Annotated in this window: 17 protein-coding genes; 5 read left to right on the top strand and 12 right to left on the bottom strand. The window is 60.3% G+C overall.

All coding sequences use genetic code 11. From position 1 onward, the window contains the following. Positions 1-29: 29 nt before the first annotated feature. The 4 genes from VL202_RS12330 to pseF are packed head-to-tail and all read right to left on the bottom strand — an operon-like array spanning position 30 to position 3,794. The gene (locus VL202_RS12330) at positions 30-932 is read right to left on the bottom strand and encodes an NAD(P)-dependent oxidoreductase (protein ID WP_325464406.1); all 903 of its coding nucleotides are present in this window, start codon (positions 930-932) and stop codon (positions 30-32) included. Then, the gene (locus tag VL202_RS12325) at positions 929-2,044 is read right to left on the bottom strand and encodes an ATP-grasp domain-containing protein (protein ID WP_325464405.1); all 1,116 of its coding nucleotides are present in this window, start codon (positions 2,042-2,044) and stop codon (positions 929-931) included. Before VL202_RS12325 ends, VL202_RS12330 begins: the two co-directional genes overlap by 4 nt. Further along, the gene (pseG, locus tag VL202_RS12320) at positions 2,041-3,090 is read right to left on the bottom strand and encodes a UDP-2,4-diacetamido-2,4,6-trideoxy-beta-L-altropyranose hydrolase (protein WP_325464404.1); all 1,050 of its coding nucleotides are present in this window, start codon (positions 3,088-3,090) and stop codon (positions 2,041-2,043) included. Before pseG ends, VL202_RS12325 begins: the two co-directional genes overlap by 4 nt. Further along, entirely contained in the window at positions 3,087-3,794 is a 708-nt protein-coding gene (pseF, locus tag VL202_RS12315; protein ID WP_325464403.1) for a pseudaminic acid cytidylyltransferase, read from the bottom strand. Before pseF ends, pseG begins: the two co-directional genes overlap by 4 nt. Before the next feature lie 741 nt (positions 3,795-4,535). Here pseF and VL202_RS12310 point away from each other — a divergent pair. Together VL202_RS12310 and VL202_RS12305 are read left to right on the top strand one after the other, a co-directional pair. After that, positions 4,536-6,896 carry a glycosyltransferase family 29 protein gene (locus VL202_RS12310; RefSeq protein ID WP_325464402.1) on the top strand — a complete coding sequence of 787 codons (2,361 nt, stop codon included), beginning with the start codon at positions 4,536-4,538 and terminating at the stop codon, positions 6,894-6,896. 1,060 nt (positions 6,897-7,956) lie between these two features. Next, positions 7,957-8,979: a porin gene (locus tag VL202_RS12305; RefSeq protein ID WP_325464401.1), complete on the top strand. Its 1,023-nt coding sequence runs from the start codon at positions 7,957-7,959 to the stop codon at positions 8,977-8,979. A 151-nt stretch (positions 8,980-9,130) separates the two neighbouring features. Here VL202_RS12305 and VL202_RS12300 read toward each other — a convergent pair whose 3' ends face one another. The 3 genes from VL202_RS12300 to VL202_RS12290 form a co-directional block, all read right to left on the bottom strand. Beyond that, positions 9,131-9,646, bottom strand: coding sequence for an RrF2 family transcriptional regulator (locus VL202_RS12300; RefSeq protein ID WP_325464400.1), 516 nt, complete (start codon positions 9,644-9,646; stop codon positions 9,131-9,133). A 352-nt stretch (positions 9,647-9,998) separates the two neighbouring features. After that, positions 9,999-13,145, bottom strand: coding sequence for a multidrug efflux RND transporter permease subunit (locus tag VL202_RS12295; RefSeq protein ID WP_325464399.1), 3,147 nt, complete (start codon positions 13,143-13,145; stop codon positions 9,999-10,001). Beyond that, positions 13,142-14,278, bottom strand: a complete 1,137-nt coding sequence (locus tag VL202_RS12290) for an efflux RND transporter periplasmic adaptor subunit (RefSeq protein ID WP_325464398.1) — start codon at positions 14,276-14,278, stop codon at positions 13,142-13,144. Before VL202_RS12290 ends, VL202_RS12295 begins: the two co-directional genes overlap by 4 nt. Before the next feature lie 549 nt (positions 14,279-14,827). Between VL202_RS12290 and VL202_RS12285 the strand changes: the two genes are divergently transcribed. Then, the gene (locus VL202_RS12285) at positions 14,828-15,043 is read left to right on the top strand and encodes a hypothetical protein (protein ID WP_325464397.1); all 216 of its coding nucleotides are present in this window, start codon (positions 14,828-14,830) and stop codon (positions 15,041-15,043) included. Positions 15,044-15,215: 172 nt separating this feature from the next. Here the strand turns inward: VL202_RS12285 and VL202_RS12280 are convergent, their stop codons facing one another. Genes VL202_RS12280 through VL202_RS12270 form a run of 3 tightly spaced genes read right to left on the bottom strand, consistent with a single transcriptional unit; the run spans position 15,216 to position 18,515 of the window. Further along, a complete protein-coding gene (locus VL202_RS12280) occupies positions 15,216-16,658 on the bottom strand; it encodes an amidohydrolase family protein (RefSeq protein ID WP_325464396.1) in 1,443 nt (480 codons plus the stop codon). A 38-nt stretch (positions 16,659-16,696) separates the two neighbouring features. Continuing rightward, a complete protein-coding gene (locus tag VL202_RS12275; protein ID WP_325464395.1) occupies positions 16,697-17,890 on the bottom strand; it encodes a succinylglutamate desuccinylase/aspartoacylase family protein in 1,194 nt (397 codons plus the stop codon). Continuing rightward, positions 17,871-18,515 carry a hypothetical protein gene (locus VL202_RS12270; protein ID WP_325464394.1) on the bottom strand — a complete coding sequence of 215 codons (645 nt, stop codon included), beginning with the start codon at positions 18,513-18,515 and terminating at the stop codon, positions 17,871-17,873. The genes VL202_RS12275 and VL202_RS12270 overlap by 20 nt, the downstream gene beginning before the upstream one ends. A 362-nt stretch (positions 18,516-18,877) precedes the next feature. Between VL202_RS12270 and VL202_RS12265 the strand changes: the two genes are divergently transcribed. Next, positions 18,878-20,689, top strand: coding sequence for an SLC13 family permease (locus VL202_RS12265; protein WP_325464393.1), 1,812 nt, complete (start codon positions 18,878-18,880; stop codon positions 20,687-20,689). A gap of 184 nt (positions 20,690-20,873) precedes the next feature. Here VL202_RS12265 and VL202_RS12260 read toward each other — a convergent pair whose 3' ends face one another. Beyond that, complete coding sequence (locus VL202_RS12260) at positions 20,874-22,526, bottom strand: alpha/beta hydrolase (protein ID WP_325464425.1); 1,653 nt, start codon at positions 22,524-22,526, stop codon at positions 20,874-20,876. Positions 22,527-22,577: 51 nt separating this feature from the next. Further along, positions 22,578-22,850 carry a hypothetical protein gene (locus VL202_RS12255; RefSeq protein WP_325464392.1) on the bottom strand — a complete coding sequence of 91 codons (273 nt, stop codon included), beginning with the start codon at positions 22,848-22,850 and terminating at the stop codon, positions 22,578-22,580. Here VL202_RS12255 and VL202_RS12250 point away from each other — a divergent pair. Then, positions 22,827-23,231 carry a hypothetical protein gene (locus VL202_RS12250; protein WP_325464391.1) on the top strand — a complete coding sequence of 135 codons (405 nt, stop codon included), beginning with the start codon at positions 22,827-22,829 and terminating at the stop codon, positions 23,229-23,231. The two genes, VL202_RS12255 and VL202_RS12250, sit on opposite strands and share 24 nt — an antisense overlap. The last annotated feature ends 293 nt before the right edge of the window (positions 23,232-23,524 follow it).

Genomic DNA, 23,524 nt, shown 5'->3' with positions numbered 1-23,524 from the left:
CAAATGAAATATCGCGGCTTTTCAGCCTGTCAGGCCGCGCGATGGCGCGTATTGCGAAAATCTTCGAGACCACCGCGCAAGGAGTAGCGCGGTTCCCATCCCAGTTCTGCGCGGGCTGCCTCCAGATCCATAACGGTTCGGGGCGCCTTTTTCTTCACTTCATCTTCGATAGAAAGATTGCCGTCATTGTCGAAGACGGCATTGACGGTTTCAGCGATTTCCAGCACCGGCAAGGCCCGGCCGCCGCCGATATTGAAAACTCCCCCCGCGCAAGGTGCACGCAGAGATGACAAAATTGCGGCAGTCGCATCACGGATGTAAACTTGATCGATGCGGTAGTCCATATTTCCCTTCAGTACGAGCGTTTCGCGCCGGCCGGCCTGGTCGATGAATTTCATCAGTGCGGGCGTGCCTTTTTCGCCGTGGCCGTACACGGCGGCAAAACGCAGCGACAGGGCGGCGAGGCCAAGAATCCGTCCCATCATCTCGACGCAGGATTCGCCCATCAGTTTCGACAGGGCATAGGCATTGATCGGCCGCGTGGGCGAGGTCTCGCGATAGGGCAGGCCGCTCGATGGAGAATAGACGGCGATCGTCGAGGCGTAGACGACCTTCTTGACGCCCACCGCCCTGCAGGCGGTCATCAGGTCGGCGACGGCCTCGACATTGGGACTGAGAAACGGCGTGACGTCGTTCGGGTCGTCCTCGCGGGTCATGCGGCGGCCGGCGAGATGCACGACGGCATCGACACCCTGAAGTGCTGCCTTGAGGCTGTCGCGGCTGTAATCCGTCTGGCGACGGTCGCCACCATCCACTCCATCGCGGCCCAGCACGATGGGCATATAACCGGCCGCCTTCAGGTCATCGACGAGATATCGGCCGATGAAGCCTGAACCGCCGGTGACCGCGATCGTGCCGGTTTCAATCTTCATGCGGACTCCCGCACATAGTAGCCAACGACTTCCAGCGTGCCGTTCACGGCGCGGACAGCCTCGCCGTCATCATAGCGGTATTCGTGGTAGACCGCGTTGACAGGCTTGGGGAACCTGCTTCTGTCGAGGCCGTCGCCCGGAGGCATCTGCTGGAACATCAGTTCCATGTTCGGGCCGGAATATTCGGGCGCGACATGGTTGACCTGCTTGCCCGTCAGGGTATCCACGGTCATTTCGATGAGATCGGCGCCATACGAGGCCTTGATCAGCCGCCACATATGGCAGCCGTCGAGACGCGGCGCGATTTCGACGACGCGCGGGCCTTCCCTGGTGATGATCATCTGGAAATAGAGCACGCCGGCCTTGTGGTTCATCCTGGCCAGGATCGCATCGACCAGCGCCAGCGCTTCCCGCTGCTGTTTTTCGGTGATGTGGATCGGCGGGATGAGATGGCCGGCCGGCAGGCCGAGAGCCAGGTCCTTGTGCACGAGACGCTCCGACAGGGCCTTCATTTCCGTCTTGCCGTTGTTGATCAGCACGTTACAGGAGACTTCGACGCCGTCCAGATAGGCTTCGACGATAGCCTTCTTCGACCGGGAAATTTCCAGTCCATGGACGATGGCCGCATTGAGTTCGGCCGCATTGGAAACCTTGAGGACGCCGCGCTGGCCTTGGCCGTCGACCGGTTTGACGACGCAGGGGAAATCGGTCCAGCCGGCGGCTTCCTCGACCGATGATACCTGCATGAAGGGGACGGGGCTCAGGTCATGCTGCTTCAGGAAAGCGCGAAGGGTTGCCTTGTTGTCAAGCAGGTCGATGAAGGCGCTGTCGAAGAAATGCGGCAGGCCCATGCGCTCGCTCAGCGCCACGACCGACTTGATCGCCACGTCGGACGAGATCGAATAGATGATGTCGACCTTGTGCTTGCGCGCCACGGCCTCGAGTGCATCGAGATCGACGATATTGATGTGCTCCACGACGTCACAGAACTGCTGGCCGACTTCGCCGACGATCGGCGAGCAGCCGATCACTGTCCAGCCGATCGACTTCAGATGGCGGATCAGATCCGCCTGACCTGCATTGGTACCGAGAACAAGAGCCGTCTTCGTCATATTTCATCTCTCTCAAGGAGGGCCGAGACCAGGCGCTGCCCTCCGGATTTATCCACCATCGCCTGTCCGCGAAGCGCCATGTCCGTCCTGCGCGCCGTGTCGGACACCAATGCCTCCAGGGCGTCGCGAATCATCTCCACCGTAACCGTATCGACCGTGCCGAGCATCTCGGCTCCGGTCTGCTCCGCCCAGCCGCGGCATGGGCGCAACTGGTTGGGCGCCAGCGCGATCAGCACCATCGGCAAGGTACACAGAGCGGCCTCATAGCTCATGGTTCCGCCCGCAATTATGACGAGATCGCAACAATTCATCAGGACGGCGACATTTTTTGGGTGGATGTGAAATTCCGCACGGCCCGGTGGCAGCGTCGCGACATGGGCCGCGTGCTCTGCATTGCGGGGGTTGCTGTTGCCGGAAACGATCACGGCGGTCACGCCCTCGGCGCCCGCTGTGTCAGCAAGCGCGTCCAATGTCAGCCGGATCGCGCCGAGGTCGTCGCCGCCGCCGAAGGAGACGAGGATACGCCGCACCGGCCGGCCGGCCGGGCGGATATCCAGTTCGCTGAATTCAGGACGCAGGACCGCGTATTTCGGCCCGAGAAGCAGTTGTGCGTCCGGGTTCTTGACATAAGTGGCATAGTCTTCCGCCCGCTCGTAAGGGCTCGAATTGACGATGATATCCGCGTGAAAGTCCCACGGCTTGCTGGCGTCGAACTGCTGCATGAAACGGATGCCCTGCGCCTTCAGGCTGGCCTGGTAGGCAGGATCGACGCGATAATCGTCCATCACGGCGTGAACCGCGCCGGCCTCGCGGCAGATGGCGATGAAGTCCCTGGCGTCCTGCTCGGGGCCTTGCTCGCCCGACATTGGGATCCAGCGAACGAACAGGGTGTCGTCATTGGGCTCGCGCAGATCCTCGGACGGGCCGACGATGGTGCAGGCATGGCCTGCCTCGGTCAAAAGACGCGCCATCTCCCGGCACCGCATCAGGTGACCCAGGCCAACACGCGAACTGGCGTTGCAACGAAATACGACAGGCAAGGTCATCCGGTGCGTGCCACTCCATTCTTGATCGCAAACAGCAGTTCGGCGAACTCCCAGTCCTCCGGCGTGTCGATATCCTGAACGCGGCTGCGCGGCAGGAGATAGGGACGCGACAGCGGTGAAAACATCGGATGCCGATCCATGAAGGCATCGCGCCAGCCCCAGTAGAACTGTCCGGCATCGTGGAACGCCTCGGGCAGATCCTGGCTGCGGGTCTTCTGGTACTCCGGGTACAGCATGGTGACACCCAGCGCGCCATCGCGCAGCATGGCGCGCTGTACCGGATGCGGATAGGTCGCGGCGGCAAAGACGAAATTCGGGACCGGCGGCTGGTCGAGAAGGGCGCGGGCAGCGACCAGATCCTCCGCCTCGATGAGCGGGCTGGTTGCGTAGATGCAGCATGCCGAGACGACCCGCTTGCCAAAGCACGATTCGGCTTGCGAAATCGTGTCGTTGATCGCGTCGCGGGCCGGGCTGTGATCATTGGAGAACTCGGCCGGGCGCCGGAACGGCACGCTTGCGCCCGCGGCGATTGCAACTTCCGCGATCTCGTCGTCATCGGTCGAAACGATGACATGGTCGAAGAGTTGGCTCGACAAGGCAGCGCGAATAGGCCAGGCGATCATCGGTTGACCGCCGAACAGCTTGATGTTTTTCCGCGGGATGCGCTTGCTTCCACCACGCGCCGGAATGATAGCTATCTGCATGCAATCGTCCGCCCTAGCTTCCTGCCAGAGCAGGGTTAATGATAGAAAAGAATCGCGCTGTAAAGTCTTGCGTTGTAAAAAACTCGGTGCGGAAGGTATTTCCATCCTTCGGTAAAGGCTGCTTCTGGATTTTCTGGCCCGGAGAAACCGGCTGAAAACTGAAGGTGAGCCGCGTGAAAACCGGGTGGAATGGACCAAAAAACGGTCGTCCCCGACCGACACTGCATGCTTGCTCGCCAGAAGACCAACGACGAGAGTGCCGCCCGACATGCTGCCATGGATTGCACGGGAGAGATGAAATGGCCGACACCGCGGTTCGGGCCCCGATCTGGTCAAGTCCGAACCCAATCCATTCGTGCTCATGCTCCGCACCCATCATTCGCTGCATGGTGTCACCGCGCGCGCCGAAGCCTCATCTGCGCCGCCTTGCCATCTGGTGGGGCTGGTTCCCCGGAGTCGATCAGTCCAATTTCGTCCGCGGCGACCTGCAAAGATGCAGTAAGTGTAAGGCAGGCACTTTATTTCTGGGGAACAATCAGTTCAAAAATGTGTTGTATAACCCTCCCGGCACGTTCAAGCGGCGTGCCGGCACACATAATTTCAATTGAACGTGACACACGCCTGATTTACCGGTGCTTTGATTGTGATTGGTCGAAGCCGCGGGGCATTCGAACAGTCAAGACGGGAAGACCCAGATAAAGGCAAGTTTGGTTGATGAAGGTTCCGACGCGAATTCGTTTTTTGGGCGACCACAGCGAGGAACATTGCGGCTGCGAGGCTGTCACGGATGTCATCCAGGCAATCATTGCTCAGCGGGGCGTAATCGTCGGCCCGAAGGATGATTTCGATGCGCTCGTCGTCAACGGCGAAGGCTCGATGCATCATGGCCGCAAGAACTTCCTCAGCAAGATGCATGAAATCCGCTTGGCGCAGGAACGCGGCAAGCAGACTTATCTGATCAATACCGTCTGGGATAACAATCCGCGCGGTTACGATGATTGCCTCGCCAATCTCGACGGCTTCTGGGTGCGCGGCGTTGCGAGTTCGCGCGATCTCCTGGAGCGGCACAATCTCGAGATCCCGCATTTTATCGATTTGAGTTATTTCACCGAGATCGATGAGACGGTCGCCGCCGTCGATCTCAAGCAGTCCATTGTCGTGACCGATGTCTATGCGCCGCAGTTCGGCTTTGTCTGGCTTCCCAAGTCAAAGACCAAGGGCTGGATCAATATCGACATGCGCAAGCATTCGTGGTCGTCCTTCGTCCGCAGCCTGCGTACGGCGAAGCTGCTGGTTACCGGGCGGCACCATGGAATGTATGCGGCCTGCCGCGCCCGCATCCCGTTTGTTCCCATCGCTGGAAACTGCCACAAGTTCGAGGACCTCCTGGAAAGCGCCGGGGTGGAGATCCCGATCGCGCAGGATCTGGCCGACGCGAACACGCTCGTCAAATGGGCGCTGAGCAATCGGGGCGAGTATGAGAAGCTGTTCGCCTGGATGGACGAGCAGCCGCAATGGACCTTCAACGATACGGACGTCATGCCGCCACCCTCGACGTACATCATTCCGCCGCGTCGTACTTTGCTGCAGCGTGCGAACGATGCAACGACACGGCGCAATTGTGCCGAGGCCTCCGTTCTCTGGAAGGAACTGCTTGCTCAGCATGGCGAGCGCCTGCCTTATGCCCGCAATGCCTGCCTCGCCTTTTTCGGAAATGGCGATGTCGAGATCGGCATGGAAATCCTTGCCAGGACGCGGTTGAACAAGCCGGCTTCCATCATCTTTGCCAAGCTCCTGATGCAGGTTGCACGCCAGCAGCATATCTGGAATGGGCGCGAGGAAACCGAAGGCTGGTGGCCATGGCTGAGGGAAGCCGCCTATCAGACCCAGTGGGGAGAGATGGAGACTTCCCATGCCCTTGCCGCGCAGGCTTTGCGGAAAGTGCTGGAAGACCATGGTCCCGTGATGGCTTCCAGTGTCAGCTTCTTCTTCGCCTGCAAGCTCGTTCATCTCAATCATCATAGCCATGCCTTCGAGTTTCGCGAGCGGAATACGATCGAAGGGGTTCCGGACTGGATCCGGGATCAGGAAGATGTCCTCCTCAACGCACTCTGCCGCCGGTTCGACCAGGATGCCCTGCGGCTTCTCGATGCGGTGCAGGCCCAGGAATGCTGGAACGATCCGGCTTTCCGCGCTATCGTCATCCGCTATCGGACGCTGTTTTCCGGTCCGACCAGCGAACTGGTGCGGGAACTGAACCTGCACTGTCGGGAGTTCCCCAAGCACGCGGAATTGCGGGAACTGTTCTATTCCGTTGCCGGCGAGCTCGGCAAACTGGATTTCGTCAAGAAGCGCTTTGCCAAGGAAAAGGCCAGGATCGAGCGCGATGCGCTCGGGCTCCTGCCGCTGGCGTATTTTCTGGTGCGCAACGGCCTGTCGATGTCGCCCAAGCTCAAGGCGCGCGCCAACCTGTTCACGGCGTTCCAGCGCGGACGCAAGGAATTGGCGGAGCTTCTCGCCGACACGAGCAAGAGTGTCGCTGTCGTCGGCAATTCACCGGTCGAACTGGGCAGCCGGAATGGAGAACGGATCGATACGCATGATATCGTGATCCGTTTCAACGATTTCGTCGTCGATCCGCCTTTCGACGAGGATTATGGATCAAGGACGGACATCCTGTTCCAGACCTATTTGATTTCGTCCGAATCCAATGCCCAAATGCAGGCGAACAATGGTCTTCTGGTTCAACGGCATGCTTTCCACGTGTTCGAATCGCGGGACTGGGAGCCGGTCCTGAAAATGGCGACAGCGGGGCAGCGCTTCGCTTATTTCCCGCGTGACGCCTATATTCTCGCGGCAAAGATTCTGGAGGCGACGCCGAGCGCGGGATTTGCGGTTGCCAATTATATGAAACATCTGCGCGGTTTTCTCGATCGTTCCGATTTCTTCGGGTTTTCCTTCGTCGATCAGTTGTCCGGCAGCCAGAAGGCGCATTATTTCAGCGACGAGCGGCCGTCCTTCATTCATGACTGGCAGCGGGAAGCCACGGAGTTCGAAAAACTCTTTCGAACCGACGGTGAGATCGCCAGCGCGGCTGCCTGAAGCGGGGGCGAGAATCGGGCGACCGGCGATTTCATGCCGCGGCTGCTGTGTGTCGCGGCGCTGGAAAGCGTCTTCCAGGCTTGAAGGCCGGTGGTCAACGTCAAGTCGGCCTTGTTTGCGCGGAGAACTTTGACTGTATCCCGCCGATCCACATTAAGGATATCGGCAATTAAACATGCCGGAAAACCGGGAATTGTTGATTTCTTCCGAAGCATGCCTCAAGTTTTTCACGGACACAGCTATCGGAACTGATGACGTGACACTCTTTTACTTCGTTGAAATAATATACGTTTCGATAACGATAGGTTTTCTGACCGCAACCTTTATCGAAGGTTATCGCAGTCCGTGGAACTTTGCTCGTTTTGCCGGCCGGCCTTGCCAGTTGTCTCTTGTGGCCGGTCCTGCTCGTCACTTTCCTCGTGCGGCGCTCACAGCGTCCGTCCAGGCCGCAATCGTCGTCTGGTGCATCTGGTCTGTAAGATCGTAACCGAGGCTGCGGCGAACAATAACGGGGCCACATTTGTTTTGGGAACTGCTTTGCCGATGAGGCGGTGACGACACGCGCTGGCCTTCTGCCAATGCACGAGTCTCCAAGGGCGAGTCGGATGGTATGCACGCTGTAATCCAAACAGCATTCGCGTGGCCTTGTGCACGTTGGTCCCTGGGTCATGTCTCCTTAACCGATACCAGCCAGCCGGATCGCATCACAAAAACTTGTGCGCGCTCATCTTGCGCTTCGTTCGCGTTCTCCCTATTTCAGCGTCATATGTTACCGGTCACACCCTGATCCCGGATGTGACGGTTCGATGACATGGTTGAGGTGGCCCGGTGGGTCGCAACCCTGCATCTGCAGCCGTTGCGTTTCAGCAACAGTAAAAATTCCAACCTCACAAATCGGCTACGAGAACTGTAATTTTGATTGTTACAGTTCCGTCCGCATGTCATTTCGGGATGCGGTTTCGACCGCTGCCATTGGGGCTTGAATCGACATTTTGGGCTTGGAATGCTGACGAGTCAGCCACGTGAACCTGTGCCCAGTCGAAACTTGATTGGATCCGAAATGACTATCAAAGCTTTTCTTTTTGCATCTGCCGCGGCCTTGAGCACGGCAAGCGGCGCATTTGCCGCTGATGCCATCGTCGCCGCAGAGCCGGAGCCGATGGAATATGTGCGCGTCTGCGACGCGTTCGGTACCGGCTATTTCTACATCCCGGGCACGGAAACCTGCCTGAAGATCGGCGGTTACATCCGTACGGAATACCGTTTCGGCCGCGATCTGTCCGGCACGTCCGACTGGAACTTCCACACCCGTGCACAGCTTGAGTTCGAAGCAAAGAACGACACCGAATTCGGCACGCTGGCGAGCAAGATTGCTCTGCGCACGAACACGAATGATTCGGACAGCTCGAGCAACAACACCTTCCTCGACGAAGGCTATTTCGATATCGCCGGCTTCCGTGTCGGCATGCAGTACAGCTGGTGGGATGACGACCTGAGCGGCGAAACCGATGCCATCGCCAGCAACGAGACCCGTCACAACGCGATCCGCTACCAGTATGAAGCCGATACCTTCAAGGCCGGTATCGCTGTCGAAGAGCTGGAAGACGCCTATGACACGAAGCCGGGCGAGCACGCGAACAATGTCGGCATCACCGGCCAGATTTCCGGCACGGCTGGCGTGTTCTCCGCCTATCTGCTCGGCGGCTATGACGTCGATACGGAAGAAGGCGCTGTCCGCGCCATCATCTATGCCGATCTCGGCCCGGGCCAGCTCGGCGTTTATGGTGCCTACGCAACTGGCGCCAACTACTATTACGAAGAGTCCGAATGGACTGTCGGTGCTCAGTACGAACTGAAGATCAACGACAAGTGGGCGATCACTCCTGGTGCCCAGTACTTCAACAACATCGCGCTCAGCCGCAATGGCGAAGGCTTTGGTGGTGGCGACGCCTGGACCGGCGGCGTAACGGTTGACTACAAGATCACCGACGGCCTCAGGAGCAAGTTGAGCGTCCAGTATCACGACGAAGACGATGGCGATGACGAAGTCTTCGGCTTCCTCCGTCTGCAGCGCGATTTCTAAGTCACGTCGCAATGCGCCGACCGGCCGCGGACATGCGCGGCCGGCCAAAGGTTCGTCACGGATTTGATTGACCTCCGATCAGTGACGGGGGCGGCCGTTTCCCACCGGCCGTCCCACACGACAGGCAAGCCGGATCAGCCCGGAAACGGCGTCAGGACGCCATTGTCCTTCCTACCGGACACTTGCCGCCATCGATGGTCACCAATTCCGAGATTGCGTCCTCGACGGATTTCTCGCCCAGCAGGCCGAGCAGAGCCTGCTCCGCCTCCTTGCCGAGCTTCGCCGACCATTCGCTCATATTGCTGGAGATGAAGCATTCGGCGGGAATATCCCCGCGTGTCGCCCAGATCTTCTTGTCTGGCATCACCGCAAGATAGATTTCGCTCAGATAGATTTCTCCGGCGGACCGGCCAAGCCTGTATCCGCCCTGATATCCTTCCGACGAGACGAGGATGTTCTTCTGCATCAGCGGCGCAATCAATTTGCGCACAAGGCTGGGCCTGGCATCGAGCTTCGCTGCCAGCGCATCACTCGTCGAGCGAGTCTTGTTCCTTTCATTGACGGCCACTGTAATAATGATCTGCAGGGCCGACGAGAAGCGTGTGTCCATCATGACAGGACATACTAATGCAGACTTTTGAAAACACCAGTCGGTCAATGCGGACATGGTAAAACTCTCCGGCATTTTTACGCCAGAGATGACAATCGTCCATAGAGCAGGGTCCACTTTATTCGCTGACCTGGGTTTTGGTGCATTGCGTCGCAGCGAAACCTGACCCCAATATGAGGGTTTCGGCGGCCTGTTTCAATAAGGCAAATCCTCATATTGAGGGCCCATTTGTAATTTTATGTTTCTCAGTTGGCGATATCGACCGAAATTGGTGCCGGACCATATGGGCATGGGAAAAAAGCCTTTGTGCGGCTCAGAAATCGAAAGCGGATGAAGATTAGCCTCGCACCAAGCTCAATATTCTACGCGTGTCAGGCGCGGTGGCCGGTTCGGTCGGAACCCGCGCTCGCTACTCTCCAGCGATATCGGGTATCGTACCGGGCGCACTTCCGAAAAGCCGCTTCTTGAGGGCTTCTCTCACACTCTGAACGATGACGTAGAGGACAGGGATCACGACCAGTCCGAAAATGGTGCCGAGCAGTAGACCACCGAGAACCGTTGCACCGATGGCCTGGCGACTGCCCGCTCCAGCGCCCGAGGCGAGGACCAGCGGCACGACACCCAATATCGAGGCGAGGGCAGTCATCAATACTGGCCTGAAGCGCTGAGATGTGCCCTCGGTTGCCGCCTCGATAATGCTCATGCCTTCCTCACGGCGCTCTTTCGCGAACTCCACGATCAGGATGGCGTTCTTGGCTGCCAGCCCGATGAGCAGTAACAGTCCGATCTGGGCATAGATATTGAGATCGATTCCTCCAACGACGAGAGCGGCCAGAGCGCCGACGACCGCGACCGTGACCGACAGCATGACAGCGACCGGCACGCTCCAGCTTTCATATTGCGCGACCAGGAAGAGATAGGTGAAAACGATCCCCATGATGAGAATGAGCACAGTCTCGTTGCCGGCCTGCTTTTCCTGCAGCGCCAGGCCCGTCCATTCGAAGCCGAAACCGGCGGGCATCGCCTCGGCGGCCAGGCTCCCCATGATTTCCAGTGCCTGGCCCGAGCTGGTGCCGGCCGCGGCCTGCCCGTTGATCGAAGCGGACGAGAAAAGGTTGTACCGGTTGACTGAGCTTGCTCCATAGATCGTCGAGATCGAGACGAGGCTTTGCATTGGGACGAGGTCTCCCGACTGGCTCCGGACCCTCAGGCGCTGGATGTCCTCAACGCGCTGGCGGAAGGCTGGCTCATCCTGCAGCCGGACCTGATACACCCTCGAAAAGATATTGAAATCATCGACATAAGCGGACCCCAGATGGGCTTGCAGCGTGCTGAAAATGGCAGCGGGTGAAACGCCGTAGAGTTCCGCCCGCTTCCTGTCGATGTCCAGGTAAAGTTGCGGGACATCGGCCGAAAAGGTGCTGAATACGCCGGCAAGCCCGGGTGTCTGGTTGGCGTGGATGATGAGGTCGCGCATGACCTCGGCAAGCTCCTGTTGGCTCTGCCCGGTGCGGGCCTGAAGGCGGAAATCGAAGCCGCCGGTTGTGCCAAGGCCGGGAATTGCCGGCGGGTTAAAGGGCACGATCGACGCGGTTGAAACCGCCGCGAGCTCTGGGCGTAGCCGGTCGATCAGGGCGAACACGCTCTCTCCCGATCCACGCTCGCTCCATGGCTTGAGCGCGGAAATGATCATTCCGCTGTTCGAGCCGCCGCCACCGACCATGCTGGCGCCGGCGATGCCGATTGTGTTGGCGATCCCCGGAGTGCGTTGAAGAAGGGCGCTGACTTCGTTTATCGTCTGTCGGGTCCGCTCCAGAGATGCCGCGTTCGGCAATTGCACGTTGATGAACAGATATCCCTGATCCTCCGCTGGGACGAAACCCGTTGGGAGCACGCGATAGAAGCCATAGATGCCGCCCATAACGGCGACGAGGAGAACGCCCGCAAGCATCAGACGGCGTGCGAAGATTGCAAGCAGCCTGAGATAGAACCGGCGGGACGCATCCAGACCGCTGTTCAGCCTGCTGAAAATCCCGGTTTTGTGGTTCGGTGCCGGCCTGAGGATAAGGACGCAGAGCGCCGGGCTCAAAGTCAGCGCATTGATCGTGGAGAAGACGATGGTTACAAGGATCGTGACGGCGAACTGGCGGTAGAGCTCGCCGGTAATGCCTGCCAGGAATGCGACCGGTACGAAGAGCGCCGCGAGGACCAGTGTCGTCGCGACGATCGGGCCCGTGACCTGCTGCATGGTGGCGAGTGTCGCGGTGCGAATGTCCATGGAATGTTCGCTCATCAGCCGCTGGACGTTTTCCACCACGATGATGGCGTCATCGACCACGAGGCTGATCGCCAGGATGACGGCGAACAGCGTGATCGTGTTCGCCGAATAGCCCAGCAGATAAAGCACGGCGAAGCCGCCGATCAGGGACACTGGAATCGTCAGGGTCGGGATGATAGTTGCGCGCCAGTCCTGCAGGAACGCAAAAACCACCGCCACGACAAGCGCGAAGGTGATCGCGAGCGTCACGAAGATTTCGCGGATGGTCTCGCGCACGAAGGATGTCGTGTCAAAGACGAGCGTATAGGCAATGTCGTCGGGGAATTGCGTCGACAGTCTTTCAAGTTCGGAAAGTACGGCTGTCGATACCGCGAGCGCATTGGCATCGGACGACTGGTAGACCACGACGGTCGCGCTCGGGCGGCCGTTGAGCGTCGAGGCCGTGTCATAGGATTGAGCACCGAGTTCCACGCGGGCGATGTCGCGAAGCCGGACGATGCCGCCGTCGCGGTTGCTCCTGACAACGATGTCGCCGAATTCCGCCTCATTGGCGAGCCGTCCGCGCGCCGTCACCGTGAGTTGCAGTTGCTGTCCCGTCATGGTGGGGGGAGAGCCGATCTGCCCGGCAGAGGCCTGGGCATTCTGGGATTGGATCGCTGCGGCAAGATCGGCCGCGGTGATGCCCAGCGACTCCATCCGATCCGGATTCATCCAGATGCGCATGCTGTATGTCGGCCCGAACACGCTTGCCTCGCCGATACCGGGAAGGCGGGCGATTGCGTCGCGAATGTTGATTGTCGCATAGTTGCTGATGAAGACCTCGTCCCTTGTGCCTTTCGGTGAATAGATCGACAGGCCGAGCAACATGCTGGACGAGCGGCTGCGGACTGTCACGCCGGCCTGGGTGACAGCGGCTGGAAGGCGTGGTGTTGCCAGCGCCACACGATTTTGCACATTGACCTGGGCGATCGCGGGGTCCGTCCCCGCTTCGAAGGTCACGGTCAGGCTGTAAGTGCCGTTGTCGGTGCTGGACGACGACATGTACATCATGCCTTCGACGCCATTCACCTGTTCTTCGATCGGCGCTCCGACACTATCCGTCATCACCGTCGCATTGGCGCCCGGATAACTGGCGGCGACCTGTACTTCCGGAGGGGTGATCTGGGGGAATTGCGCGACTGGAATCTGCAGGAGGGCGACCGCGCCGGCAATGACCATGACGACGGCGATGACCATCGCGAAGCGCGGCCGGTCGATGAAAGGGGCCGAGATGTTCATTTGGACACCGCTGGGTGGGAGCCATCGGAACCTGTAATGATTTCGACCGTGATGCCTTCCGTAATGTTCTGGAGCCCCTCGACGATCACGGCTTCGCCGCCTTGCAGACCGCTTTCGACGATCCAGCTTCCGTTCATCTGCTCGGACACGGTGATCCGGCGCTGAACGGCTTTGTGATCCGGATCGACCAGCAGGACATATTTGCCTTCCCGGTCCTGCTGGACCGCGCCGAGGGGAACCGTCGGGCGCTCGATGCGTGCCGTTTCGGAAACGACGACCGTCACGAACTGGCCCGGAATAAGGAGAAGGTCGGGGTTGGGGAAAAGCGTTCGCACCGGAAGCGTCCCCGTTCGTTCATCGACTTCGCTTCCCAGGAATGCGCTGGCCGCCCGTTGCGCATAGGCCTGCCCGTTCGATAACCTCAGAGTCGTCGCATAACGGCTGGCAAGGTCGTCCTTGCTCACCCTGCCGGCAGCCTCCCGCAAATCGAGCAAGGCTCGATCGCTCACCGAAAAGACGACCCGAACGGGATCCATCTGCACGACGCGCGCCAATGCCGGCGAAGCGGAATTGACGAAACTGCCCACAGAAAGGGCAGCCGTTCCAATCCGTCCCTTGAGCGGAGAGGTGATACGGCTGTAGCTGAGGCTGAGTTCGGCCTGCCGCACGGCTGCCTCTGCGGACAGAATGCCTGCCGCGGCGGTGTCGCGTGCAGTCTCGCTCTGTTCTGTGACCGCTCGGGCGACCGTCTGGTTGAGGGAACGGTTCCGCGCCAGTTGCCGTTCGGCGTCGAGTAGAACCGCTTTGGCGCGGGCAAGGGCGGCGTTCGCGTCCGCCAGGTTTATATCGAGCGACCGGCTGTCCATGCGGAACAGTTCCTGACCCTTCTCGACGGAGGCGCCTTCCTCGAACAGCCGTTCATCGATGAAGCCGTCGATGCGCGAGCGAATATCGACAGCGTTAAGCGTTTCCACGCGACCCACGAATTCGTGTTTCGGCGATATGTCCTCGAGAGTGACGGTGATCGTTGCAACCTTCGGCGTGTCGTCCGCCCGTGCCGGGACTGCCATGAACTGAGAGGCTGCGATCAATGAGGCGAAGAAGAGGGCAGAAAAGCTGTCGGGGGTTCCCATCGGCTCTACTCCAGAAAACGTCAATATCCGCGGCCGAAGCCGGGAATGAAAAGCCGGAGGCGATCATCGCGTTCCGGGTGTCCGCACGGAAAGCATATTTCTGTATGACGCGAGCCGGAAAGCGGAAAATGCCTTTAAAACCCGGTATTTGCCGTCATCTGGATAAAAATGGACTCGGTGCATGGAACCGGGATAAACTGCATGGGATGCCGGTTGAGCCAGACAATCCTTTATCGGTCCTTGCGCTTCCAAAACCTGACCGCGGGATGGGTGAGGCATGCGGTGAGCAGATTCCTCATCGTGACGGCGATGTCTTGGGCGTCGCGTTCCGCACGATCCGGAAGTGAGCGATGCAGGAGCCTGCACTTCTGGCTGCCTTCGACGGCGTGATCCCCTTTGAAGTGGTATCGCTAACGCAAATGCAGCTCGTCGGGATGAATAATATGCTGGCAAACCTTCGGAAACAGGCCCGCCAGGCGCGGAACGTTCGGGTGTCCTTCATTCGAAGATTGCCGCGAGTTGCATGAATGCGGCCGCGAACGAAAGACCATGCTGGAAGGTGCCGCTGGGAAAGAAATTCAACTCCTCGATGACGACGATCGGATTGTACATCATGAAAGTGTGCGTCGCATGCACGACGAGATGGTCGGCCGCGCCCTCGAGCTTGGTGGATTCGACGGTACCTTGCCGTCGTTCGGCCCCGGAAGCACTGAGTTGAAGATGGGATTGACGGAGATGTCGCCGGCGATGATGCCGACCGGGTAGTCGGGCCTGGGCAGAAGGTTCGGAATTGCGTCCGCTCCCGTCCCGAGCTCAAGCCCGGCCGGACCATTGATCCATTCGAACGGCGACAGGTCGCCGAACACATAAGGGGTCGCGCTGACGCTCTTCGGTTTGTGACCGGACGCGGTTGAAACACGCAAACGGCTCGCTGTTCTCACAGGGTGTTCTTATGCACACGGCCGTCTTTCATGATCACCGTGAAATTCTTCTGCGGGTTTTCCAGGAGCTTGATGTCGTCGACCGGATTGCCGTCCACCACGAGAAGGTCGGCCAATGCACCGTCCTCGATGACGCCGATCTTGCCAGGATAGGGATTGCGCAGGTTGGAGAGCCCGAGTAGCTCCGCGTTGCCCGAGGTCGCCATTTGCAGCACTTCGGCGTTGCGGTACCAGTTGCTCAGATGGGTCAGCATGATGTTCTGCCGGGGGCCGAGTTCCGGTGAAAAGAGGACGTCGGAGCCCCAGGCAGTCTTGATGCCGTGCTTGCGCGCAAACTGGTAAACCCTCGGCGTTCCGGCGAAGAGCTGCTGTATGCGTTCAAGACCCGGCCCGCTTTGGGATGACGCATCCTCCATTGTCAGGAAGGGTTGCATGCTGAGCCATGCCCCCTTTTCTGCAATCATGACGGCCGTTTCCTCGTCCATGAGGTGAGCGTGCTCGATGCAGGTCACGCCGGCCTTGAGGGCGCGTTGCACGGCGCGAGGCGTATAGGCATGGATCGCGATATAGGTGTTCCAATCCTCCGCGACGCTTACGGCCGCGCGCAGGTCTTCCTCGCTGAACGTCGTCATGTCCAGCGGGCTGCGGGGGGACGATACCCCACCGCTGCCGACAAGCTTGATCTGCGAGGCTCCCTGCAGAAGCTGCTCCCTGATGCGAAGCTTCAGTTCGTCGATCCCGTCGACGATTGCGGAGCCGCCCAGGAGTTCACCTCCGCTCAGCTTGCCGCCATTCCTCGGAATCTCGTTCGGAAGACGCAGGTCCCCGTGCCCGCCGGACGTGGTGATCATGGCCCCGGACGGATAGATTCGTGGTCCGGGGATCATGCCGGCGTCGATGGCCTGCTTGAACGAAAAGACAGGCCCACCCAGATCCCGCACGGTGGTGAAGCCGCGCATCAGCGTGCGGTCGGCCTCGGCCGTCGAGGCCGCGTAGATGATGCCGGGATCCCCACCGAGCAGGAGGTTCAACGGAACCGCGGCAAAGATGGTGTGCCAGTGCGCATCGATCAGTCCGGGAATGATGACGCCGTCCCGGCAATCGAGAACGGTCGCGTCTTCCGGCGGCGGTGCATTGGTACGGTCGATCCCGGCGATCTGATTGTTGACCACGAGGACCTGAACATTGTCGGTGACTACGCCGGCCTTGCTGTCGAAAAGGCGCGCCTTGCGAAGCAGGGTCCTGGTCGGCTTGCCTCCCGCCTGCGCAAAGCCTTGTGCAGGAAAGCTGGTAGCAACGGCGGCCGCAGCCAGCCCGAATAGCAAGCCGCGCCGGGACAAGGCCTCCAGCCGGCGGGAGGCCTTTTGCAAGTCCGGACTGAAGCAAGGGCAGCCGCTATCATGAACAAGATGGCGATACTTCTTTCCGATGCGTAACATGGGCTTTCCTCTCTGGTTCCGGCAAATCGTGACAGGGCCTATTCGACCACGACATCCCCTCCGATGGCGCTTGCGCTGTCGAACAGGAAGAAGACGATGGGGGTTCCGGGCTCGGCCGTCGCGTCCGTCCGTCTTGCGCCGACCTTACCGCTACGCGCTGCGCGGTATTCCGCCACCACTTCGCCGAACGTGTTTCTCTGGATCGCGACCTTCTGGCCCGCCTCCACCGCTTCGTTGAGCTGCACCAGGAGTTCGACGAACCCTCCATGCGTCGTGATCACGGGGAACATGCCGTCGGCGATGAAGATGTTCGAGTCCTTGCCGGTACGGCCCATCGGCCCCGGCAGGATGCCATGATGCTTGATCACGTTCATCGTTCCTTCCACGAACAGATCTATCATCTCGTGGTCGAAAATGCGTGGCCGGCCGATTTCCGGCGTGAATGCTGGAATGCCCGCATCGATCAGGGCATTGGCAAGAAGGCCCGGCTCGGCCTTGTTGTCGAAGATCTGCTCGATTGGGTAGAGTTCCGCCATCGCGCGGACGTCCGGAAGATCCATCCGGGCGAGGTGGAATGCCGTCATGTCCATTCCCGTGGCGGCGGTATGGAAGTCGATCCCATAGTCGAGATTGGGCCGAAGCAGCCGGTTGAAAACGAGGCCCGCATGCCGCAAAGCTGCCTCCGGCGCCTGCTCATTGCCGGGAAAGAGGCGGTTGATGTCGATCAGGTCGATGCCGCGGCTCGAGCTTGGCCACCGGCGGGCCATCCCTTCCAGCGCGGGGCGGGAGATGTCGAAGACGGCCATCACCGTGCCTGACATCGCGGCTGGATCGAGCTGTTTCATCACTGTTTGGATCGCGTGGACGGGGCTCATCTCATCGCCATGCACGCCGCTCATCAGTCCGAGCCGCTTGCCTGGCGCAGCACCTTTGGCGACCATGACAGAGACATACCAGGTCTGGCCGGTCGGCATCTGCACACCCTTGAAATAGAGGCTGTGCGTTTTTCCGGGCTCCAAATCCGCAATGTCGAGCGAGGCGATGACCCGCTTTCCGTCGATGACATCGCCGGTATAAACGGTGCCTTGTTTGGCGACTGCCGAGCCACTGTCGCCGCCGGAGGACGTCTGGGCATTGGCCGTCGCCGTCATCAGCCCGGCCGCCCCCACCGTCGCAACCGAGGCGATCATGAAACTGCGGCGGTCCAGTCCCTCATTTTCTTGAGCCGTCATCGTTGCACTCCTCCATCCTGTCATCGACCTGCCGGCCAGCGTTGAGAAATTTTCCGTCCCCACGCCACAACCGATCTCGAACCACCAGATCAGCCGGACAGGCCAGCAACTTCCGGCGCGGCTTCCCGTATTCGCTGAACGTGTATCCGTCAGGTCCCATGGTCATCACGTTCTTCGGGGTCGCTATCGGTGCGGCCTGTACGGCGACTGTGGTGCTCATCAGGACAGGACGGGTGAAATGCCCGTGGTGGCCGCTGCTGTGACGCTGATCGGAAACACGATCAGAATCGTTGCGGTGTTGCTGATAGACTTTCGCCTGGGACGCGCCGCAATGACGGCGACCGGCAGAAGCGCGGCCACGGCGCCGTTGACCTTGGACGAGACGCTGCCTGGCCCAAGCCGTCCCGCTCAGGACCTCGAGCGCTGAACTGACCATGAAGAGTGTCACGATGATGAAGAGGACGGCAGGATCGTCGAAACCGGCAAACGTCTGGTTGAAGCTGAGGATCCCGGAGGTCCACAAGGACATGCATACCAGTATTGCCACGACAACGGCTGGCAGCGTGTTCCAGACGAACAGCACGATCGCCACAGTGATGATGGTCGCTATAGGTACCGGGCTCAATCGTGCTGTTCCTCTGAGAAGCCCGGTCCGGGTCCGGGCGCCACTGCCTGCCGGATACCGGCAGGCCATCGCGATCCGACCATTTGAGATTAGCCCGGCGGCGCGGCAAGTCATCAGCCTGGAATCCTGATGCTACGCATTCCGTCCCGGAGTCGAGAGCGACAATTTACTTTATGGCGCGAGGTCTTGACCGGGTGCGAAGTCTTCAATCAGGTTGGCGGGCGGACCGCGGCAAGTCCGTTGAGAAACAGACATTGGCACCGGGACAAGGGAAACCGCGTCGCGCGAAGCGCTGTCGTCGCCCAGGCGGAGGTCGAGACGGCGCCGGTAGCTGGCTTGTTAGAGGAAGCAGAGGACGAGGTGTGACCGCAATTCAAAGTACTTGTCTCATCATCTTTGCCACGATCGCCCTGTTTACGTGGAACAAGCTCCCGGTTATCGCTGTCGCCTGCGCTGCGGCTCTCGCCCTGTGGGCCGCCGGCCTCATCACCCTCAATCAGGCTTTTGCCGGGTTCGGCGACCGTGCCGTCCTGTTTATCGCCAGCCTTTTCGTGGTGGGTGCTGCGCTCGAAAGGACGGGCGTCACGGCCTGGGCCGGACAGATTCTCATGGCGCGGGCAGGCGAGAACAACCGCAACCGGCTTCTCCTCATTCTCATGATCGCCGTTGGCGGCCTGACGTCGCTCATCAGCGGAAGCGGCGCGGTCGCCGCGCTGATGCCCATCGCGGTGATCGCAGCGGTGCGGATGGGCCAGTCGCCCGCCCAATTGCTCATGCCGCTGGCATTTTCCGCGCATGCCGGGGCCAACCTGCTTCTGACCGGCGCTCCGAAGAATTTCCTCGTCTCGGAGGCGTTGGAGGATGCGGGCCTCGAAGGCTTCGCTTTCGCCGAATTCGCCTTTGTTGGACTCCCCTTGCTTGCCGGGACGATTCTCATCGTCCTCCTCTTCGGCAAGCGCCTGCTGCCCAGCCAGAGGGGTGCGCGGCTGCCGGCCGATTTCAGCCGGCACGCCCAGACCCTCGTTGAGCATTACGGTTTGCGCGATGGCCTGTTTCGGCTCCGCGTCAGGAAGAGTTCTCCGCTTGTCGGGCGGTCGCCCGAGAGCATCAATCTGGGGGGCTCCGGCGATCTGCAGGTCATGGCGGTACAGGCCTCCGCATCCGGCCTTCCCGTTCGCGGCCGCGCGATTACGTCGGAAGATTACCTGCTTGTTCGCGGTGCTGCGCAATCCGTCGCGGAAACGGCGTCTCGCCTGCATCTGGCCATTCGCGAAGATGCATCGTCGGAAGGCGGAAATCCCGCGTTCAATCGCCGGTCAGGGCTGGCCGAAGTGATGATTCCTCCGCGCTCCCACCTGATCGGGCGGCCCATGTACCCCGGCCTGGCAACGGAAAGTGGCGACCTGATCGTTCTGGCGGTGCGGCGGGGCGGCGAGGAAATCGACTACGCCAAACCGGAGCTGAAGGTGGGCGATACCATTCTTCTCGAAGGGAGCTGGCAAGCTCTCGACCGGCGGCTGGACGATCCCGATGTGCTGGTCGTCGATTCACCCGATCTCGTCCGCCGGCAGGCCGTGCCCATGGGCCCGGGGGCGGGGATCGCCGTCGCAACGCTCCTTGGGCTTGTCGTCATGCTGGCGTCAAACATCGTGCCGCCCGCCGTCGCAGGCCTTGTGTCCGCCTGCATTCTCGTCGGGGCGGGGGTGATCACGGTTGAGCAATCCTACCGCGCCGTCCACTGGACGACAGTGATCCTTGTCGGGGCGATGATGCCGATTTCGACGGCGATGATGGAGTCCGGCGCTGCGAAGTTCGTGGCCGATGAGCTTGTGTCTGCGATCGGCCCTGCGGGGCCGACGGCGCTGCTTGCCGGCCTTTTCATGCTTACGGCGTGCCTGGGCCAGGTCATGAGCAATACGGCGACGACAATGCTGGTCATTCCGATTGCAATGGCGGCGGCGGGCGGCATGCACATCGCGCCGCAGCCGGTTCTGATGAGCCTTTGCGTCGCCGGATCGGCATCATTCATGACGCCGATTGCCACGACGACGAACATGATGGTCATGGGACCGGGTGGGTATCAATTCGGCGACTACTGGAAACTCGGCACGCCTCTGATGGCCTGGTTTTTCATCGTGGCGGTTTTCATCGTCCCGTTGATCTGGCGGTTCTAGAGGGAGGCCGTCTGGATTTGGAAAATGCCGTCCGGACCCGACACCACGGGACGTCCAGCCTCTAACCGACGATGTTTTTCGGGTGAAATCGGAATCGATTTAAGGAATTATGCAACATATTTACAGTGTTACCTCGACCTTTGCGCGTCCTATTTGACGCGCGGCGCTGTCGTCTGGTTCTGACCTATCGGCCGCGTTCCGCCAGATAGCGCGAGAGCCTCTCGATATCTTCGGGGCTCCAGTCCTTTGGATCGGTTACCGCCAGCCAGGCCTTGAGATAGTGTTCCGGCGCGAACACATGGCCGAACCCCATGGGCGTGGTATTGGCCACCGCCATGTCTACGGCAAGCTGCAGCATGGTCACGATGGGAAACCACTGCAGATGTGGAGACACGTCCGGGCCGCGCGGCGCGTTCATCCAGTCGGGCCGGCGATAGAGGTCGCGATAGTCGAAGAAGGTGATCGCGTCGCTGGCATATTGGAGGTAGACGATCCGCATCGGCCCCCATTTCGTTTGCGCCGGCACCGTCGGGCCGTTCTGGTTCATGAAACGGAATGTCGAGCCGGTGCGAAATTCAGGCAGCCATGCTGGCGATCCGGCATTGCGCGCTTCCGTCACCTGGCGCCAAATCCTGCTTGCAAAAGGCGGCCCACTCCAGACCGCGCCCTGGATCGGGTCGCCGAGAATCTCGAAGATGTCCGTGGAGCGCTCCGAGTTCAGGGCTCCGAGGCTGAGCCCCTGCAGGTAGAGCTTTGGCCGGTGGTCATGCGGCAGGGTCGTCCAATAGCCGTAGACCTGCGCGAAGAGGGCCTGAGCCGCCTCCATGCCATAGTCGGGCTCGACCAGCAGGGAGAGGGGGCTCGAAAGATAGGAATACTGTTGCGCTACGCTGGCGATATCCCCGCGCTGAAGATATTCCACGGTGTCGATCGCGGCAGGATCGACCCAGCCGGTTCCCGTCGGCGTGATCACGACGAGGGCAGAGCGCTCAAACCCGCCGACACGTTTCAGCTCATCGAAAGCCAACTTCGCCCGTGTCGTGGCGCTGTCGCCAGCGCGAAGGCTTGCATAGACCCGTATGGGTTCCAAGGCCGGCTGGCCAGTGAATTCCGAAATGTCTTGCGCGTTCGGGCCGGAGGAAACAAAACGCCGGCCGGTCCTGCCGAGTTCCTCCCAGGCCAGCAGCGAGGCCGCGCTTCCGGTCTGAAGCGGTGATGTGGGCTGGTCGCGATCCGGCTCGAAGAGCGCGTCGAAGGCCGCAAAGGACGAATCCAGGACATGCAGCGTGTAGCGAACCAGCAGGCCGTTTGCCACCGACCAGAACAGGATGATCCCGAGCGAAAACCCCATGACGCGCGACACCCTCGGCGGGAGGACACGATCGGCACCCTTCGAAATCAGGTGAACGACGACCATGAACAGGCGGGCCAGCATCACGAGGGCGAGGAAGGTCAGGATGGCGATCAGGCTGACCTTGGTGGGATGGACGCTGCTGACCGGCTCCATTTCCATGAGCGCGTGGATCGAGTTCTGCCAATCTGTCGTGTTCCGGAGGAAGATGACTGCCAGTATAAGGCAGGCCCCCAAGACAACGATCTTGAGCCATCTTTCCAGTCGGCCGCGGGGTTCGGGCAGTTGCATGTAGCGCCAGAGCCAGCGCCAGCCAACGCCGATCGCATAGCCGATGGCGAAACATGCGCCGGAAAGACCGCCTTGGACGAGGAAGGACCGCGGAATGAGCGTCGGCGTCAGGGATGCGGCGAAAAATATCGTGCCGAGCACAACGCCCCCTGCCGACAGGGATCGCAGGAACCGTAGGACGCCGCCAACCAGGATCTGTCTCTTCACAAAGCTCAGCACGGCGGCAGCGGTGTTCCTTGCCACGGATCAGACGCCCCGATCGGCGTTGAGCCAGCCGACGCCATGCGCGACCAGATCAATCCCGAGGAATGTTCCTGTCCCCCAGCTGCTGGTTGATGGATATCCAGCCAGGGTCAGGAAGCCAGCAATCACGCCGAGCAGTCCAGAGAAGAACATCGTCGGCTTTCCGCCGCGCAGGTAGCGCACGCCAATGAAGACACGGGCAAGAACCAGCGCGATGCCGATGGCAGCATTGGGCCACCGAGACGATCGCGGATGGGTCTCATTGGCTTGGCTCATCATCGTCTGCCCCCTCAACCAACTGAAATTCGTGATGATCTATCGACGAAGCCGGCGGACATCGGTGACACGGCCGGTACGCGAGTTGAGGGCAATCTCAAAACGGCCGTTTCCGCGTCTTGCGTGATAGATGAACGTTCGGCCTCTGCAGTCGATCCGGCGGACATTCCGGAACCCCCGGTTCTGAAGAAGCCGCTGACCCTGGCTGCAGGTAATCGCACGCCCGAAATTGAGGCTCGAGCCGACATGGATGTTTATCTCCAGCGCTTGAGCCTGTGCCGGTGCCGACACAGGCAGCATGAGGCTGAGGGCGAGAACAAAGGCCGACCACATATTTTTGCGCATTTCTTCCTCCATGAAACAGAAGCTTTGAAACGTTAGGTTCCGCATCTGTACCTTGTCAAGAAGCGGCCGGGAGAGGCTTATATATTCAGACGCAACGCCTGTTTTGTGGACGATTTAATCAAAACTTCGTCGCCAGACGGAATGCGGGCATACGAAAACGCACCCGTTGCCCAACCCCTGCTGCTTCCGATCTTCGTGCCGTCAGGCCTGATCAATCTCGAGAGTGCCGCGAACCCAATTGCCGTCGGTCGTCAGTAGCGAAGGGGCGGCAAAGGGCGTCATCAGGCCGACCGTAAATACCGCGACACTCCATTTTACCATAAATGTTT

The sequence above is a fragment of the Pararhizobium sp. genome (assembly GCF_035497515.1).
In the GTDB taxonomy this organism is placed as follows: Bacteria; Pseudomonadota; Alphaproteobacteria; order Rhizobiales; family Rhizobiaceae; genus Pararhizobium.
This window is presented reverse-complemented; position numbering and strand designations above follow the sequence as displayed.